The organism is Xanthomonas bonasiae (assembly GCF_014836395.1).
Taxonomy (GTDB): Bacteria; Pseudomonadota; Gammaproteobacteria; order Xanthomonadales; family Xanthomonadaceae; genus Xanthomonas_A; species Xanthomonas_A bonasiae.
Genome location: NZ_JACSQX010000015.1, coordinates 65,199 through 82,324 on the forward strand (window position 1 = coordinate 65,199; position 17,126 = coordinate 82,324).

The following is a 17,126-nucleotide window of genomic DNA, read 5'->3' on the forward strand; positions in this document are numbered from 1 at the left end:
ATCGCGCGGAGCGTGCGCCATGCGTGAGGCGACCCGCTCGGTCGGCACGCGCCTCACCCCGGCATGGCTGCGCTGGCTGGCGCTGCTCGGCCTGTGCGCGGCCTATCTGCAGGGCGGGCTGGTCAAGGCCTTCGCCTTCGACGGCGCAGTGGCGGAAATGGTGCACTTCGGCATGGCGCCGGCCGCGCCGCTGGCGGCGGCGGTGATCGTGCTGGAACTGGGCGCGTCGCTGCTGATCCTGAGCGGCGCGTATCGTTGGCTGGGCGCCCTGGCGCTGGCCGGCTTCACCCTGGTGGCCGCGTGCGTGGCCAACCGCTATTGGGAGATGAGCGGCATGCAACGCTTTGCGGCGATGAACGCGTTCTACGAACACCTGGGCCTGGTCGGCGGCTTCGTGCTGGTGGCCTGGCACGACCTGCGCGAGCGCGCGCATGGCTGAGTCCACCGCACCCGCGCCGGCGACCGGCAGTTTCGCCCCGCTGCGGCATCGCGTGTTCGCGGTGTTGTGGGCGGCCACCGTGCTCGGCAACGTCGGCAGCTTCATGCGCGACGTCGCCAGTTCCTGGCTGGTCACCGACCTGTCCGACAATCCCGCCGCGGTGGCGCTGATGCAGACCGCGGCGACGCTGCCGGTGTTCCTGCTGGCGATCCCGGCCGGCGTGTTGTCGGACATCCTCGACCGGCGCCGCTTCCTGATCTGCGTGCAGCTGCTGCTGGCCAGCGTCAGCGCCAGCCTGCTGCTGCTGTCCAAGACCGGCGCGCTCACCGTCGAATACCTGGTCGCGCTGACTTTCGTCGGCGGCATCGGCAGCGCGCTGATGGGGCCGACCTGGCAGGCGATCGTGCCGGAGCTGGTGCCGCGCGCCGACCTGAAGAACGCGGTGGCGCTGAACTCGCTGGGCATCAACATCGCGCGCGCGCTGGGCCCGGCCGGCGGCGGCCTGCTGCTGGCCAGCCTGGGCGCGGCCGCCGCCTACGCCAGCGACGTGCTCAGCTACGTGTTCGTGGTCGCCGCGCTGCTGTGGTGGCCGCGCGCCAAGGTCGCCGACAGCGGCCTGTCCGAGCAGTTCTTCGGCGCCTTTCGTGCCGGCCTGCGCTATGCCCGCGCCAGCCGCGAGCTGCACGTGGTGCTGCTGCGTGCGGCGGTGTTCTTCGTGTTCGCCAGTTCGGTGTGGGCGCTGCTGCCGCTGGTGGCGCGGCGCATGCTCGGCGGCAGCGCCGGGTTCTACGGCGTGCTGCTCGGTGCGGTCGGGGTCGGCGCGATCCTCGGCGCGATCGTGCTGCCGCAGTTGCGCAAGCGCCTGGACGCCGATGGCCTGGTGCTGCTGGCCGCGGTGCTGACCGCCGCGGTGATGGCGGCGCTGGCGGCCACGCCGTCGCAGACGGTCGCGGTGCTGTTGTTGCTGGTGCTCGGCGTCGGCTGGATCGTGGCGCTGACCACGCTGAACGGCGTGGCGCAGGCAGTGCTGCCGAACTGGGTGCGCGGCCGCGGCCTGGCGGTGTACCTGACCGTGTTCAACGGCGCGATGGCCGGCGGCAGCCTGGGCTGGGGATTGATCGCCGCGCAGCTCGGCATCGCCGCCACGCTGCTGCTCGGCGCCGGCGCGCTGCTGCTGGTCGCGCTGGTGTTCCATCGCCTGCGCCTGCCCAAGGGCGAGGCCGACCTGCAGCCATCCAACCACTGGCCCGAGCCCTTGCTCAACGCACCGGTGGCGCACGACCGCGGTCCGGTGATGGTGCAGATCGAATACCGCGTGCGTGCTTCCGACCGGCCGCCGTTCCTGCACGCCTTGCGCGAGCTGTCGCAGGAGCGGCGCCGCGACGGCGCCTACGCCTGGGGCATTACCGAGCACAGCAACGAGCCGGAGCGGGTGATGGAATGGTTCCTGGTCGAATCCTGGGCCGAGCATCTGCGCCAGCATCAGCGCGTCTCGCATGCCGACGCCGACCTGCAGGACGCCGCGCTGCGCTACCACATCGGCCCGGAGCGGCCGGTGGTGCACCATTTCCTGGCGCTGGATCTGCACCAGGCGCAGCCGCCGGCTGCCGATGGGCGTGGCGGCTAGCGTGTTTTCAGCGCGGGGTTCCACGTTTGGCGAAGTGGAAGGAGCAGACGTGGTGGGGAGGAAGGGCTTCAGTTGCGATGGCGTGTCGGTACCGCCCGTCGCGACTGAAGTCGCTCCCACAGGTGTTGCCCGCGATACGACCGGATGCGCAGACAAACAGACCAGCTGCTCCAGCATGCCCGTGCGTTAGCCGATGCAGCAACGCCATAACGCCATAGCGCCACCATAGGAGCGACTTCAGTCGCGACGAACGAAGTCATCGGCACGGCTGTCGAGTGGACGCATCGGCGCCGATGTCGCGGCGGCATATCCAGCGCTCACATCGCTGGCCATGAAAGACCAGCGTCGACGGCAGTGCGTAGACCAGAAGCCCGCACCGCCGCCTATTCCACCTCGGCCACGCTAGCGCTATAGGTCGCGCCATCGCGGCGCACCTGCACCGCGCCGCCGAACACCGCCGACAACGGCGCATCGGCCAATAGTTCCTCGCGCGTGCCGTCGGCATACACATGGCCACCGCGCAGCAGGATCACCCGCTCGATCTCCGGCACGATCTCCTCGATGTGGTGGGTCACCAGCACCAGGGTGATGCCCTGGCGGGCGAGGTCGCGCATCGTCGCCAGCAGGTGCTGGCGCGCGATCAGGTCCAGCCCGGTGCTGGGTTCGTCCAGCAGCAGCGCCTGCGGCCGGTTGACCAGCGCCCGCGCGATCAGCACGCGCCGGGTCTCGCCGGCCGACAGTTCCGCATACGGCCGTTGCAGCAGCGGCAACGCATGCGCCAGCTGCAGCGCCTCGCGCGCGCGGTCGCGCATGGTCTGGGTCACCTCGCGATGCGGCGGCACCACGTAGCTGGCGAAGAAGCCCGACAGCACCGCGCTCTCCACGTCCAGCCCGGGCATGTCGGCGAGATTGACGCTGAGGTCGCCGGTGACGATGCCCAGCTGGCTGCGCAGCCGGTCCACCTGCCAGCGGCTCTGTCCCAATACCCGCACCGGCGCGGCTTCGCCGGCGCGCGCCAGCGGATACAGCTCGCGCGTGATCAGCTTGATGAACGAGGACTTGCCGCAGCCGTTCGGGCCGAGCAGCGCGGTGTGCTGGCCGAGCTCGATGCGCAGGCTCAGCTCGTGCAGCACGCGCACCTGGCCGCGCACCACGCTGGCGCGGTCCAGTTCGATCAGCGGCGCGGCGGCCGGCATGGGAGTTGCATCGGGGAGGGGGACGGACATGGAAGTGAAACCGTTCTGTGATCAAGAGCGCGCAGCGGCTGAATACCGTACGCAGGCGATGGGTGAAGTTTGCCGCCACTGGCCCCATCATGTCTCCTATACCAACCTGGCGCACGCCTTCACCGGCCTGGAGTTCTGGCAATGTCCGACGCGATCCTCGATTTCCTCAGCACCGGCCTGCTCGACGTCGGCTGGTGGGGCATGCTGGCGGTGCTGCTGGTGTTCACCCAGCTGACCATCTTCGCGGTGACCCTGTACCTGCACCGCAGCCAGGCGCACCGCGGCGTCGATTTCCATCCGCTGCTGTCGCACTTCTTCCGCTTCTGGACCTGGTTCACCACCTCGATGATCACCAAGGAGTGGGTGGCGATCCATCGCAAGCACCACGCCAAGGTGGAAACCGACGAGGATCCGCACAGCCCGCAGACCAAGGGCATCGGCCGCGTGTTCTGGCGCGGCGTGGAGCTGTACCGCGAAGCGCGCGCCATGCGCGGCGACATCGAGCAGTACGGCAAGGGCGCCCCGGACGACTGGATCGAGCGCCGCCTGTACACCGCGCACGCGAACTGGGGGCCCATCGCCCTGTTCGCCTTCAACTTCCTGCTGTTCGGCCTGCCCGGCATCGCCCTGTGGGCGTTGCAGATGGCCTGGATCCCGTTCTGGGCGGCCGGCGTGGTCAACGGCCTCGGCCACTGGTGGGGCTACCGCAACTTCGAATCGGCCGACACCTCGACCAACCTGACCCCGTGGGCGCTGTGGATCGGCGGCGAAGAACTGCACAACAACCATCACGCGTTCCCGAGTTCGGCGCGCTTCTCGATGCGGCGCTGGGAACTGGACATCGGTTGGGTCGCGATCCGCGCGCTGGCCGCATTGCGCCTGGCCAGGATCCTGCGCGTGGCGCCGACCCTGGACGTGCGCCCGAACATCGCCGTGCCCGATGCCGACACCCTGCGCGCGCTGCTCTCGCACCGCTTCCAGGCGATGACCGACTACCAGCGCAACGTCTTCACCCCGGCGCTGAAGGAGGAGGCCGCGCAGGCCGGCGCCAAGCTGCGCCAACTGCTGCCGCGGCGCCTGCGCAAGGGTTTGGTCGACGACGGCCGCTGGCTCAAGCCGGACGCGCGCGAGCAGCTGCAGCACTGGGTCGCGCAGCGCCCGCGCATGCGCACCCTGGTCGAGCACCGCGCACGCCTGGCCGCCCTGCTGGAAGCGCGCAGCCACGACGCCAGCGAACGCCTGAAGCAACTGCAGGCCTGGTGCCACGACGCCGAGGCCAGCGGTATCGCCGCGTTGCAGGCGTATGCGGCGCGGTTGAAGGGCTACGCGTTGGCATGAGCCGCGGTTTCCTGCAGACGCTTCGCGAACGCCGCCTCGTGCGGCGTTCGTCGTTCATGGCAGTACTCGTGGCATTGGCCGTGCTTGGCGACGCCGTCGGCGCCGCCAGCGCGCAGGTGGTCGATACCACCGGAAGCTACCTGCAGCGCATGGACCGCGACGGCGACGGCCGCGTCAGCCTGGACGAATACCTGGCCTGGATGAGCTACGCCTTCGACGCCCGCGACCTCGACCACGACGGCGTGCTCAGCCCCGCCGAACTCCCCGGCGGCCGCGGCAAGGCGATCACCCGCGTCCAGCACCAGGCTACGTTGACTGCTCGTTTTCGCAAGCAGGACGGCAATGGCGATGGGTACTTGAGCGCCAGGGAGCTGGCGGCGCCGCCGCAGTGAGAGGTTGACCCGGCCCATGTCGTCCATGTCGGGTCTTAGCGCGGGGCTTGAGACGTGAGTTCCGTCACCTGGACGATTTTGCACCTAAGGAAAGGTGCAGCAGCGCCATCGAAAGGAAACAGACGGCGGTCGCATCGCTTCGAATGCCGACCATCGCCAAGGCGAGAAAGCAGTACATCGCGGCCAGTTTGCTGTGCGAGGAAGAGTGCATGGTCGTTTCGCTCTGCAGGTAAGTTCGATGTGTCTCCTCGCCGTTGCCCGACGCCGCCGTCCACCGCTGATGCCTAGATGACGCTCTGCAATGCCCAGCTCTTGCAACGCTGAAAATTCTCTTCGTTGTTCCAGACCATGATGTAGGTCGGGCCCCGCACGCGTCCGATCAGTTCCAGCGCCTTTTCCCGGTCGCGTGCCAAGCAGGCGAAACGGGCAAAATTCTGCAGGTTCCACTCATCCGGATAGACCTTGAGCACATCGTCGATTCCCGCACGCATGGTCGACCAGCGCGCAAGCGACTCGCTGAACAGTCGTTCGTCGTAGACCGATTGCGAGGCGTACCAATAGATGCGTGCGTACAGTCCTTTCCCTTCCCGCGCACGAGTGCGCTCCATCGCCATCCTGGTGAACCGTTCGATGTCGGCCGCACTGCCTCCCCATTTTGGCGAATAGAACTCGATCGCGTGGAAATAGATCTCGTAGTACTCGGGATACCGCGTCATCGCTTCATCGATCAAGGTCTGGAAACGGGCATCGTCCCACTGCTGCGCCTTGGCGACGGATTCCATCTTGACGTACCACTCCGGATCCGACGATGCGATCTTCTTGTTGTCCTCCAGATAGCGTCTCGTCGCCTCGATTCCGGCTCTGAACGGTGCCCAGTCCTCCGGTCGAACCGTATTCGCATAGCCCCCGCCGCGATGGCTCCAGGCGCGTCTGGACAGCCACTCCGCGTACGCCAACCGTGCGGTCGGAGACTTCGGATATGCCGCGATCCAGCGTTTGGCGGTCTGTTCCTTTTCCGCCCATGTCGCCTCGTCGTACGTACCTATGAGGAAATAGCGATCGATGCCGCCATGGAGCACGCTCAATTTCCAGACGCCGCTGGAGGTACGGTCCTGCTGCGTTCGAAATTGCTTGGCTTGTCGCTCGAGCGTTGCGAAGTCGCCCTTTTTGAGCGCCTCCTTCGTGCTATCGAGAATCGATGTGCGTTCCTGTATCTCTTCGCTCGATGCCTGCGTGGAAAGCATCGAGGCGGCGACAAATAGAAACGCAGTCAACACGCGATGATTTGTCCAGCTCATTGCTCCGGCTCTCCTTGAAAAAATCGTGCTTCCTTAACGGATATGGGAGGCATCCAATACGATGCTGCCGCCGGCTTGCTCCGCCCGCGCACACTGGCGTGTCTCCGCCCAGCGCCCGCGGCCCACGCAGCTGAAGGCGTCGGGTGGGAATCGGGCGGCGTGTGGACGATCAAAGGTGCCAGAGAAAATATTCACTTCAAACAGATATTCCCTCTGGTCCATTTTTCTAGCGCGCGATTATCTGTAGTGCCTCTGATCATCAAGGCGAGACTCAAAACACTAAAGAATTTCTGCCTTATTCCTCTTTGTGCTCCATGAAACAATTTTCATAACTCCAGGCGGCCAAGGCTGCGACGGCGGGAAACCTGGCGGCAAAGCATACCAAGTCACGTATGTCGCACACACCGTCTTGTTCACTAGCTGGAATTTTTCCATTTTTTGCTTCCTGAGTTCTTTCTTAACTGCAGGGGGCAAATTATGGTCTACTCCAAGGGAGGTGTGGCATGCCTCGTCTGCAAAAGCGCTTGAGATCATTGAAGCTAAAAAAATCAAAACCCATAGTCTTCGCATTTTCTAGACTCCCGACGTTTGACAGCTTCAAGAAGATTGCGTTTGGCATTCGCATCCAATGGGGTTTTCTTCTTAATTTTTGAGATGCAATCAATGGTGATGGCATCAGCTCTACACTCAGTTTCATGAAACTCACGCGCAGATATTTCCGCCGGTGCATTTTTTTGCCGATACCTCTCCTTGCCCCCTATGATGATATTTGATATTAAAGAGCACCCGAGCATCCGCCGGAAACTGTTTTTAAATCGCCTGGGGTGGTTATAATTATTGCGCCACTAAGCGAAGCGCTACAAGCACCAAAGTGGTTGTAAAGAAGAATTAAGTGGCCGCCCCTAAAAAAAGCGGAATATTTTCCTGCCATATCGTCTTTAGTCGACCTTACCAGATAAATCTTGCCTGAGTTAATGAATCCGGATGATGTAATCAATTCCCTTAATTTTGATGGATTTATTTCTACAAAATCGTGACCCGCTAAAATTTCTTTAGCTTTATAGAGGTTGCTTGGTGAAACCTCTAAGATATTTTTTTCATTTATTCTGTCTGATTCGCGCGGATATTCTAAAGCGATTTTTTGGGGGGGCGGAGTGGACATACAGCCAGAGTAAAATGCAATAGAAGCTATTGCAAAAACAAATTTCGTTGTTTTTATTTGCATTTCAGTTCCTTTTTGATTGCTTCTCTTGCTCGGTCATCAGGTTGACCAAATAATTCTCCCATTATATTTCCTTCCCAGCCTTGAGCTGGGCGGGTTCTTCTAGGGTTTTCAGATATCACGTCGTACATATCAAAACGTCCGTCATATTCGAAATTCATTATGTGCCCGGCTTCATGGGCAGCAACCCACGGGTCATTGGCGGCGAACCATTTTCCTCTGTTGCCCCGCATATAAGATGTGCCAGTCCCGGGGACAAGTTCTACTTTTGTCGCGCGCCAACCGCCAATGCTGGTGGTAACTTTGAAATCTGGTGTAGACCATATCTGTTCTATGGAAGAACGCATAGATGCTATTACCTGCGGATCTGCAGCATCGCCAATAAAATCGATATTTATGTCGATTTCAACGCCAGTTGGCGTGCACCTGCATTTTGCCCGTAGACCGATTTCATCATACAGATACATTGGATGGCTATTCACATAGGAATATGTGCCCTTCCCTCCGCTAAGCCCAATCGGATCACTCTGCCCATACCGCCCAATACGAGATTCATAGTCCCGGAAGTAGTTCTGATTGAACCCCGTCGCCGCATCGTAGCGCTGCCCCGGGAAGCGCATATCGAACACGAACGCGGTGCCGTCCTTGTCCGGATCCTGGTCCGGCGGGGTGTTGCCGAAGGCTTCGCCCTTCAGGTCCCAGGTCCAGATCGCCACGTCACGCACTGGGTCGATCACCGCGCGCGGACTACCCAGGTGGTCCGGCTGCACGTAGCGCAGGCTGTTCTTGGCCAGCACGCCGACCGGCAGGTCGTCCAGCCAGATGGCCTGCTGCAGCGCGGCTCCGTTGGCGTCGTAGTTGCCCAGCCAATGGCCGCTCTCGTCGTACAGTGTGTAGGTGTTGGTCTTGTCCACCCGACGCACCTGCTCGCCGCGGCCGTTGTAGCCGTACTGCATTGTCACCACACCCGCGCGCTTGGCTTGGCTCATACGGCCCCGTGCGTCGTACACGAACTGCTGTGCCGTGCCGCCGATGGAGAGGGTATTGCCGATCGCGTCGTAGGTGCGGGCGGTGCCGGCCACCGCGCTCAAGCGGTGGTTGGTGGTGGGATATGTGTAGCTCTGCGTAGTGGTGTTGACCTTGGCGCTGAGCCGGTTGCCGGTAGCGTCGTAGCTGTAGCCGTCGATCACCGTGCCGGTCGGGCCGTCCTTGAATGCGGTCAATCGGCCCAGGGCGTCGTAGTCCAGGCTGACCACCGGGGCGGTATTGCCCGCGGCGGTCAATGCGCTGAGATTGCCGGCCGGGTCGAAGGCGAAGCCGGTGCTCAGGCCGTCGCTGCGCGTGTCGCTGACCGCCAACGGGCGGTAGTCCTGGTCCAGCACGCGCTGCATCGGACGGCCGTTGCCATAGGACCAGCTCGCCACCGGGCCGAACGGGTAGTAGGTCGCATTGCCCAGAAGCACCTGCCGCGTGCCGCCGGCCGGGGTCACGCCCACTTCCGTGGTCTGGCCCTGGGCGTTGCGGACGTAGTCCACCGCTGCGCCGTCGGGATAGGTCAGCCGGCTCAGCTGGCCGGCCTTGGTGTAGGCATAGCGCAGCACGAACACCTTGCCGTTGGTGGTCTGTACCTTGCGTACCAGGTCGCCGAAGCGGTCGTAGCAGTAGTCGGTGGTGCCGCTTCCATCCTGCATCCGTGCCAAGCGACCGACGGCGTAAGTCTCGCCGCTGGCGCAGACGGTCTGGCTGACGTCGTAGGTATAGGTGACGTTGAGGCTCGTAGTCGGATACGCGACCTTGGTCAGCCGGTTCAGCGCGTCGTAGCTGTACGTTGTCTTGATGTTGCGCGCATCGATCTGCGTGGCACGGTTGCCGGCGCTGTCGTAGGTGTACGTGGTGACGCCGGTGTCCGGGCTGGTCAGTTTGGTCAGGTCACCCAGGCCATTGTAGGCATAGGTGGTGTCCAGGCCCTTGGGGTCGGTGACCTTGGTCAGATTGTCGAGTGCGTCGTAAGAGAACTTGGTCTCGGCGGCGATGCCGCCCACGTCTTGCAGCGTGCGGGCGAGGCGGTTGAGCGGGTCGTAGTCGTTCTGGGTCGCTTGGCCGAGCGCATCGGTCACCGTTTTGGTGTTGCCGTTGGCGTCGTAACCGAAATCGGTCGGGTCGCCGCCCGCAGTGGCCTGCGTGGCCATCTGGCCGAGCTGGTTGTAGATCCGTGACAGCGTGCGCTTGAGCGTACCAGAGGCGTCCTTGGTGTCTTCCTTGATCCGGTTGCCGGCGAGGTCGGTGGTGTAGTGCAGGGTATTGCCGGCATTGTCGGCGATGTCGGTCAGGCGCTGTGCCGCGTCATAAGTGAAGCGGGTGAACGCACCATCCGGCTGCGTTACCTGCTTGACCAGCCCGGTCGGCCAGTAGTCGATCAGGGTGATGTGGTCGTCGCTCTCGCTGGTGTCATCGGTGCCGCGGACCTTGCTGGCGGTCAGCCAGCCGCGCGGGTGGTAGGTGTAATCGGTGATGGTGCCGTTGGCGTCCTTCACCGAAAGCACGCGGCCGGTGAAGGCGTAGGACAGGTATTCGGTGACCTGGCCCAAGGCATTGGTGACTTTCCAGAGGTCGCCCTTGCGATGCGGGCAGGCCGTGGGCGCCGTCGCGCAGGTCGCATCGTCGGATGGGTAATAGGCGTAGCTGGCACTGTCGCTGACGTCGGTGCGCGGACCATCGACGGACTTCAGTAGGCCAAGCAGCGGGCAACTGCCACCGGAGGCGACATCATCCGCCTCGCAGTAGCTATATGTCGTAGTACGGAGCTTGCCATTGCTGATGTCCTTGACCTCAGCGCTAGTGGGCTGCAGGCGCGCATTGCGCGTAAAGCGCGTCTCGCGATTGGTGTCCCGGGTCAAGATCACACGGTTGCTCGCGAGGTCGCGGGTCTCCACGCTGTCGCGCGCGCCGGACAAGCCAGCCGCCTGCTGAGCAGTGTGCGTACTTGCAGGGAGACCGCTTATCGAATCGACGGCCTCGGCGTAGCTATGCTTTGTTTGTACTCCACTGCGATCGATGACCGTATCCACGCGGCGCCGAAAATCGACCGATTCATCGTAATACGTAGTGCTGAGCGTGCCCACGCTATCGACGACATCGCCGATTTTGCGCGGCGGACCGCTGGCCGTACCCGCGGCGAGGCCATAGTTAATTTGGTGGCCGAGCGCGTCCGTGACGATAGCCCCGCCCGCAGGCGTGTAGCTCAGGGTGATGCCGTCTGCGCCGCCGTCATGCTGGCTGGAGATCACCCGGCCTTCGTCGTCGTAGGCAAACCAGCTGTAGCGACGTCCGTCCTCGGCAGTGATGCCGGTCAAATTCTTGGGATAGCGCGTATCTTCGTAATGATATGCGCGGCTGCCGCCGCCAGGATACGCAGCCGCACTTACTTGGCCAGTGGCGGTGTAGATATAGCTGACGAGCTGGACGCCCGAAGTGCTGATAGCAACGATCGAGGCATTCTCGGCCGGTGAGTCGTAATGAATTTCCAGCGTGCGACCGCTGGAGTGAAGGATCGCGTTCAAGCGGCCCATTGCATCGTAATCGTAGGACAAGCTGGTGCCGTCCTGATTGTTTCGTTCCAGCAAGCGGCCATCGGCATCGAAGGTGAGCACGCCATCGGCGCGGTAGAGCTTCCAGAGGCTGCCATCGGCGACGATGCGGTTGCCGCTGCTGTCAGAGGCAAAATACGCGTCGCCGGATTTGCGGTAACGGGTGTGGAAGCCACCGCCATCGGTCAGACCCAGAGAATCGCCGGCGATCGACAGTCGCAGATCATGCGAGTGCGTCCAGCCATAGCCGAAGCCACCGGAGACATTGGAGATGCCGGAATGATAATGGCGCTCGAAAGCGATCCAGCCAAGGTCAAAATCGGGTTCGATCTGATATTTATCGCCGGTCTTTGTGTCGCAGGGGTTGCCTTCATAGCCGCATCCGCGTTCGAGCGTTTTAGTCACCACGAACGCAAGCGCATACTCGTTGACGCATGCTTGATATTTGTCCCGCCACGTCATGAATTTTTCCGTCGAGCACTCAGTCTTTCTATGCCGTGTAAGTTCTGAGGTACTGCTCTTGGGAACGCAATCGCTACCGGATCTACGGGTGTAGTCCAATTGATACGGCTTTTTCCCCCATTCGCCGCCATCGTCACCCGGACCAGTGCGGCTGTAGTTCCAGTCTCCCAAAAGCGTGAGTTTCGCGGTGGCGGGACATGGGCTATTGCTCGCATTGGCGATGCTTTCGAGTTCTTTGATAGCCTCATCTTCAGTTGCATAGTCCTGCGCACCGGCCGGATATTCCCACTCCGGATCCGTAGGCTGTTCTTTTCCATTCCAATACGTGATCTTCAAATCCCCATTCTGGGAGATTTCTCGGTTCTTTATTTGATCTGCATATTTATAGAACCCGGGAATATAAGGGCTGGGGTCTGGCAAATTCTTGATGGAGGCGGCAGCTTGGTCCTGGGTCTTGTACGGACCGTGGATTTGCCCATCCTGATCGAGGAGTGTCCATGTCCTTTTGCTTTCTTCCGCTGCAGCATTTGTCGCCAACATGGACGTGAACATGCTCACCAGCAACAGTAAATTCTTCAAATATTTGAGTGCCGACCTGTAGATAGCGTGACCGTTGCTTCCTGCCTGATACATATCCCTGAAATTCCTGAAGTAAAATTTTGGAGTCACGTCTGTACGCGTGAGTTCGATATGCGCTTACAGAACGGGCACAACGTTGACGGCATCTATGCGGACACCGTTGCTAGAAACGTTCTTTGAGATCAAGTCGAGTTGCTCCCTACCCATGTCTGGTGCCCACCGGCACGCTGCGTCCTAGCATTGGCGACGTTGATACCTTCAGCACGCTACTTTGTCAATCGAAAGTCACTGCAACCACTCGCAACAAGCACGCCACTTCAAAAGTAGAAGCAACTGTCCGCCGTCATTCAGAGCCAGAACATGCTGGACGTCCCATTTATGACGTGATCCGAATTGTCCGCGCTGTTCCGGACATTGATGTAGACGGGTTCGCGAACAAAGGTGATCGGCTTCAGGCCCTTACCTGATCCGGCGCCAGGCACCGGTGAACAGGTGGTTGTCGTAGTGCGCTTGCCAGGCATACCAACTAAATCCTCCCGGAGACGGTGATACATTCCGCCGGCTCGCCTTCTCAACCGACCACCGCACTCCACCCCCCATGCCCGAACTCCCCGAAGTAGAAACCACCCGGCGCGGCCTGGAGCCGCATCTGCTGGGGCGGCGCATCCACGGCGTGATCCTGCGCCGGCCGGACCTGCGCTGGCCGATCCCGCCGGAAGTGGCGCAGCAGCTGCCGGGGCAGCGCATCGACGGCATCCGCCGCCGTGCCAAGTACCTGCTGATGGACACCGACGCCGGCAGCGCGCTGCTGCACCTGGGCATGTCCGGCAGCCTGCGGGTGCTGCCCGGGGACACGCCTCCGCGGGCGCACGACCATGTCGATATCAGCCTGGAGGACGGGCGCGTGCTGCGCTTCAACGATCCGCGCCGGTTCGGTTGCCTGCTGTGGCAGGCGCCGGGCCAGACTCACCCGCTGCTCGAGGAGCTGGGGCCGGAGCCGCTGTCGGACGAATTCGACGGGGATTACCTGTTCCGGCGCAGCCGTGGCCGCAGTGCGCCGGTAAAGACGTTCTTGATGGACCAACGCATCGTGGTCGGGGTCGGGAACATCTATGCCGCCGAAAGCCTGTTCCAGGCAGGAATCAGTCCGCTGCGCGAGGCCGGGGAGGTCTCGCGGGCACGCTATGCGCGCCTGGCCGAGGCGGCCAAGGCGATCCTCGGCTACGCCATCGCCCGCGGCGGCACCACCTTGCGCGACTTCATCAGCCCGGACGGCGCGCCCGGCTATTTCGAGCAGGAACTGGCGGTCTACGGCCGCGAAGGCGAGGCCTGCAAGCGCTGCGGGCGGCCGCTGCGCCACGCCAGCATCGGCCAGCGCGCCAGCGTCTGGTGCGGGAGCTGCCAGCGCTGACGGGCGGCCGCCGCTGGCCGCCGGCCCGCGCTATAGTCCGCGCGACTCCCGGCCGGAGGAGAGACCGCCGTGGTAGAGACTGCTCCCGAGATCACCGTGTGGCTGGACGCCGCGCGCGGCGGCGACCGCGAGGCGCTGGACCGCGTGCTCAGTACGCTCTACCAGGAACTGCACAGCATGGCCCGGCGCCAGCTGGCCGGGCAGCAGGCGCAGACCCTGGACGCGACCTCGCTGGTCCACGAGTCCTACCTGAAGCTGCTCGGCGCGCACGGCATGGCCCGTTTCGACGGCCGCGCGCACTTCTTCGCCTACGCCGCCTCGGCGATGCGCAGCGTGGTGGTGGATTACGCGCGCAACCGCCTGACCCGCAAGCGCGGCGGCGATCTCAAACGCGTCGCCGAGATTCCCGAGGACAGCGGCGGGGTGCGCCTGGATGAGGATCTGCTGGCGCTGGACGTGGCGCTGGACCGGCTGCAGGCGATCGACGAGCGCCTGGCCAAGGTGGTGGAGCTGCGCTATTTCGCCGGCCTGTCCGAACAGGAGATCGCCGAGTTGATGCAGCGCTCCGAACGCAGCATCCGCCGCGACTGGCAGAAGGCGCGCATCTTCCTGCTGGCGGCGATGCAGGATCACTAGGGCCGACCGGAGCACCGCATGGACGCGCTGCAGTGGCAACGCCTGTCGCCGTTGCTCGACGAATTGCTGGAGCTGACCCCGGAGGCGCGCGCGGCGCGGCTGGCGCAGCTGCACGCGCAGGATCCGGCCAGCGCCGATCAACTGGTGCGCATGCTGGCGCTGGACGCGGCCGGCTCGGACCTGCTCAGCGAGCCGCTGCTGGCCAGCGCCATGGAGTGCCTGTGCGCCGGCAGCCGGATCGGGCCGTATGCGCTGGAACGGCTGCTCGGCGAAGGCGGCATGGGCCAGGTCTGGCTGGCGCAGCGCGCCGACGGGCTGTACCAGCGCCAGGTCGCGCTGAAGCTGCTGCGTCCCGGCTATGCCGATGCCGCGCTGCGCCAGCGCTTCACCCGCGAACGCGAGATCCTGGCGCGGCTGGAGCATCCGCACCTGGCGCGCTTGCTCGACGCCGGCATCGCCAGCGACGGACGCCCGTACCTGGCGCTGGCCTATGTCGAAGGCGAGCCGCTCACCGACTATTGCCAGCGCCTGCACCTGCCGGTGAGCGCGCGGCTGCGGCTGTTCCTGCAGGTGTGCGAGGTGGTCAGCCATGCGCACGCCAACCTGATCGTGCATCGCGACCTGAAGCCGTCCAATATCCTGGTCAACGCCGCAGGCGACGTGCGGCTGCTCGACTTCGGCATCGCCAAGCTGCTCGACACCGAGGCCGACCCTGCGGCCGACGTGCATCCGCGCACCGAGGCGCGCGCGTTCACCCTGCACTACGCCGCGCCGGAGCAGGTGCGCGGCGAACCGATCACCACGCTGACCGATGTGTATTCGCTGGGCGTGGTGCTGTACGAACTGCTCACCGACCAGAAGCCCTATCACCTGCGCCGCAGCAGCGATGCCGAATGGGAGCGCGCGATCCTGGCGGTGGAGGCACCGCGACCGTCGGCGGCGGTGGTGCGCGCGGCGCAGCAGGGACAGCGCGATCCCGCCGAGGCGCGGCGCCTGGCGCGGCGGCTGAGCGGCGACCTGGACAACATCCTGCTCAAGGCGCTGCAGAAGCCGCTGCCGCAGCGCTATTCCTCGGCCGAGGCGCTGGCCCAGGATCTGCGCCGCCATCTGCAGGGGCGGACGGTGCAGGCGCGCCCGCAGGGCGTGGCCTACCGCCTGCAGAAATACCTGCAGCGGCACCGTTGGAGCGTGGTGCTCGGCAGCCTGACCGCCGCCGCGTTGCTGGGTGCCGCGGGCGTGGCGCTGTGGCAGGTGCGCGAGGCGCATCGCGAAACCGTGCGCGCGCAAGCGATGCAGGACTTCGTGATCGGCCTGTTCGATCGCGCCGGCAACGCGCAGCGCGGCGACGGCTTCGACCTGCGCGGGCTGCTTGCCAGCGGCGAACAGCGCGGCGAACGCGAACTGCTGCGGCAGCCGCTGGCGCGTGCGGAACTGCAGGGGGTGATCGCGCGCCTGCGCATCGGCCTGGGCGACTATCGCGAAGCCCTGCTGCTGCTGGAACGGCAGCGCGCGCTGCTGGCCACGCAGGACGACGTGCCGCTGGCGCTGCGCCTGGAAGCGGCGGCGCAGCATGGGCGCGCGCTGCGCCTGCTGAGCCGTTCGCAGGAGTGCGTGGCGATGCTGCAGCCGCTGGCGGCGCAGGCGCAGGAAGCGCAGGCGCAGCTGCCGCTGCAGGCGGCCGGCTTCTTCTCGCAACTGGGGCGCTGCCGGCGCGTGCTCGGCGAACGCGCATCGGCGCGGGCCTGGTTCGAGCGCGCGCTGGCGCTGCACCGCGACGTGCTCAAGGACCCGGCGGGCATCGTCGAGAGCATGACCGACGTCGCCTCGATGGACAGCGACATCGGCCACACCGACGCGGCGATCGCCGGCTACCTGCAGGCGCTGGCCTTGCTCGACCGCCAGGCCGGCCCGCGGCATCCGCTCAGCGTCAACCTGCTGCGCAGCCTGGGCGTGGCCTATCGCGATCGCGGCGATGTCGACCAGGCCGAGCAGGCGGTGAGCGCGGCGCTGGCGCTGTCGCGCAGCTTGAACGGCGATCGCCATCCGGTCAGCCTCGGGCTGCGGCGCTTGCGGGCGGCGGTGATGATCGACCAGGGCCGTCTCGATATCGCCGAGCGCGAACTGCGCGCCGCGCATGCGCTGACCGTGGAGCGCTTGGGACCGACGCACCGCGACACCGGCATGAGCTGGAGTTCGCTGGCGATGCTGGAACTGGAGCGCGGCCAGGACGCGCAGGCGATCGCCGACATGGCGCGCTCGGTCGCGATCATGCGCGCGCCCGACAGCCAGGCGCTGCTGCCGTACATGCTGCTCAACCAGGGCCTGGCGCTGTCGGCCGCGGGCCGCCACCGCGACGCGCTGGCGCCGCTGTACGAAGCGCGCGCACGCTGGATCGCGCAGCTCGGCCAGAACAACCCGGCGGTCGGCGACAGCGAGCGGTTGATCGCCGAGGCGCGCGCCGCGCTGGGCGAACCGCGGCAGGCCGATGCGCTGCTGGCGCAGGCGCTGCGCCGTACCGAGAGCGGCTACGGCCCGACCCATCCGCGCACGCGCGCGGTGCGCGTGGCCTGGGCGCGCAACCTGGGCCGGCTCGGCCGCGACGCGCAGGCGCTGCACGAACTGGAGGCGCAGGCGCGGCAGGGCGGAGACGGCATCGAAAGCCGCAAGCTGCGCTGGCGTGCCCGCGCCTATGCCGCCGAGCTGCATTGCCAACGCCGCGGCGGTGCGGGCAACGGGCGTGGCGAACTGCAGGCGCTGCAGCGCGAACTGGCGCAGGCGCAGCCGCAGGGCGGCACGCTGGTGCACGAGGTGGAGGGGTTGCGTGCGGCGTGCGCCGCGCCGGCGGCGTTGACCGCCGCGCGCTGAGTCCGGTTGCGGCGGCGGCGCCGGCCGCTCTCGGCGTAGTGTCG

The 17,126-nt window shown here is 64.8% G+C and carries 12 protein-coding genes; 7 read left to right on the forward strand and 5 right to left on the reverse strand.

Annotated elements, in window-relative coordinates:
• The first annotated feature begins 19 nt into the window (after window positions 1-19).
• Together H9658_RS20080 and H9658_RS20085 are read left to right on the forward strand one after the other, a co-directional pair.
• Window positions 20-439, forward strand: coding sequence for a DoxX family protein (locus H9658_RS20080; protein WP_191826697.1), 420 nt, complete (start codon window positions 20-22; stop codon window positions 437-439).
• A complete protein-coding gene (locus H9658_RS20085) occupies window positions 432-2,066 on the forward strand; it encodes an MFS transporter (RefSeq protein WP_191826698.1) in 1,635 nt (544 codons plus the stop codon). The genes H9658_RS20080 and H9658_RS20085 overlap by 8 nt, the downstream gene beginning before the upstream one ends.
• 383 nt (window positions 2,067-2,449) lie before the next feature.
• Here the strand turns inward: H9658_RS20085 and H9658_RS20090 are convergent, their stop codons facing one another.
• Entirely contained in the window at window positions 2,450-3,292 is an 843-nt protein-coding gene (locus H9658_RS20090) for an ABC transporter ATP-binding protein (protein WP_191826699.1), read from the reverse strand.
• A 141-nt stretch (window positions 3,293-3,433) separates the two neighbouring features.
• Here H9658_RS20090 and H9658_RS20095 point away from each other — a divergent pair, with 141 nt between their 5' ends.
• Window positions 3,434-4,630, forward strand: coding sequence for a DesA family fatty acid desaturase (locus H9658_RS20095; protein ID WP_179570213.1), 1,197 nt, complete (start codon window positions 3,434-3,436; stop codon window positions 4,628-4,630).
• Window positions 4,631-4,686: 56 nt separating this feature from the next.
• The gene (locus H9658_RS20100; RefSeq protein WP_191826700.1) at window positions 4,687-5,022 is read left to right on the forward strand and encodes an EF-hand domain-containing protein; all 336 of its coding nucleotides are present in this window, start codon (window positions 4,687-4,689) and stop codon (window positions 5,020-5,022) included.
• 64 nt (window positions 5,023-5,086) lie between these two features.
• Here H9658_RS20100 and H9658_RS20105 read toward each other — a convergent pair whose 3' ends face one another.
• The 4 genes from H9658_RS20105 to H9658_RS20120 all read right to left on the reverse strand — a co-directional run bounded on the left by H9658_RS20105 (window position 5,087) and on the right by H9658_RS20120 (window position 12,260).
• Window positions 5,087-5,233, reverse strand: coding sequence for a hypothetical protein (locus H9658_RS20105; RefSeq protein WP_191826701.1), 147 nt, complete (start codon window positions 5,231-5,233; stop codon window positions 5,087-5,089).
• A 73-nt stretch (window positions 5,234-5,306) separates the two neighbouring features.
• A complete protein-coding gene (locus tag H9658_RS20110; protein ID WP_191826702.1) occupies window positions 5,307-6,320 on the reverse strand; it encodes a DUF4034 domain-containing protein in 1,014 nt (337 codons plus the stop codon).
• A gap of 775 nt (window positions 6,321-7,095) precedes the next feature.
• On the reverse strand, window positions 7,096-7,545 hold the full coding sequence (locus tag H9658_RS20115) for a hypothetical protein (protein WP_191826703.1): 450 nt from the start codon (window positions 7,543-7,545) through the stop codon (window positions 7,096-7,098).
• Window positions 7,536-12,260 (reverse strand): DUF6531 domain-containing protein, encoded by a 4,725-nt coding sequence (locus H9658_RS20120; protein ID WP_191826704.1) that lies wholly within the window; start codon window positions 12,258-12,260, stop codon window positions 7,536-7,538. Before H9658_RS20120 ends, H9658_RS20115 begins: the two co-directional genes overlap by 10 nt.
• Window positions 12,261-12,768: 508 nt before the next feature.
• Here H9658_RS20120 and mutM point away from each other — a divergent pair.
• From mutM to H9658_RS20135, 3 genes are all read left to right on the forward strand, one after another.
• Window positions 12,769-13,581 carry a bifunctional DNA-formamidopyrimidine glycosylase/DNA-(apurinic or apyrimidinic site) lyase gene (mutM, locus tag H9658_RS20125; RefSeq protein ID WP_179570205.1) on the forward strand — a complete coding sequence of 271 codons (813 nt, stop codon included), beginning with the start codon at window positions 12,769-12,771 and terminating at the stop codon, window positions 13,579-13,581.
• 69 nt (window positions 13,582-13,650) lie between these two features.
• Window positions 13,651-14,217 (forward strand): ECF-type sigma factor, encoded by a 567-nt coding sequence (locus tag H9658_RS20130; RefSeq protein ID WP_179570204.1) that lies wholly within the window; start codon window positions 13,651-13,653, stop codon window positions 14,215-14,217.
• 18 nt (window positions 14,218-14,235) lie between these two features.
• On the forward strand, window positions 14,236-17,082 hold the full coding sequence (locus tag H9658_RS20135; protein WP_191826705.1) for a serine/threonine-protein kinase: 2,847 nt from the start codon (window positions 14,236-14,238) through the stop codon (window positions 17,080-17,082).
• The last annotated feature ends 44 nt before the right edge of the window (window positions 17,083-17,126 follow it).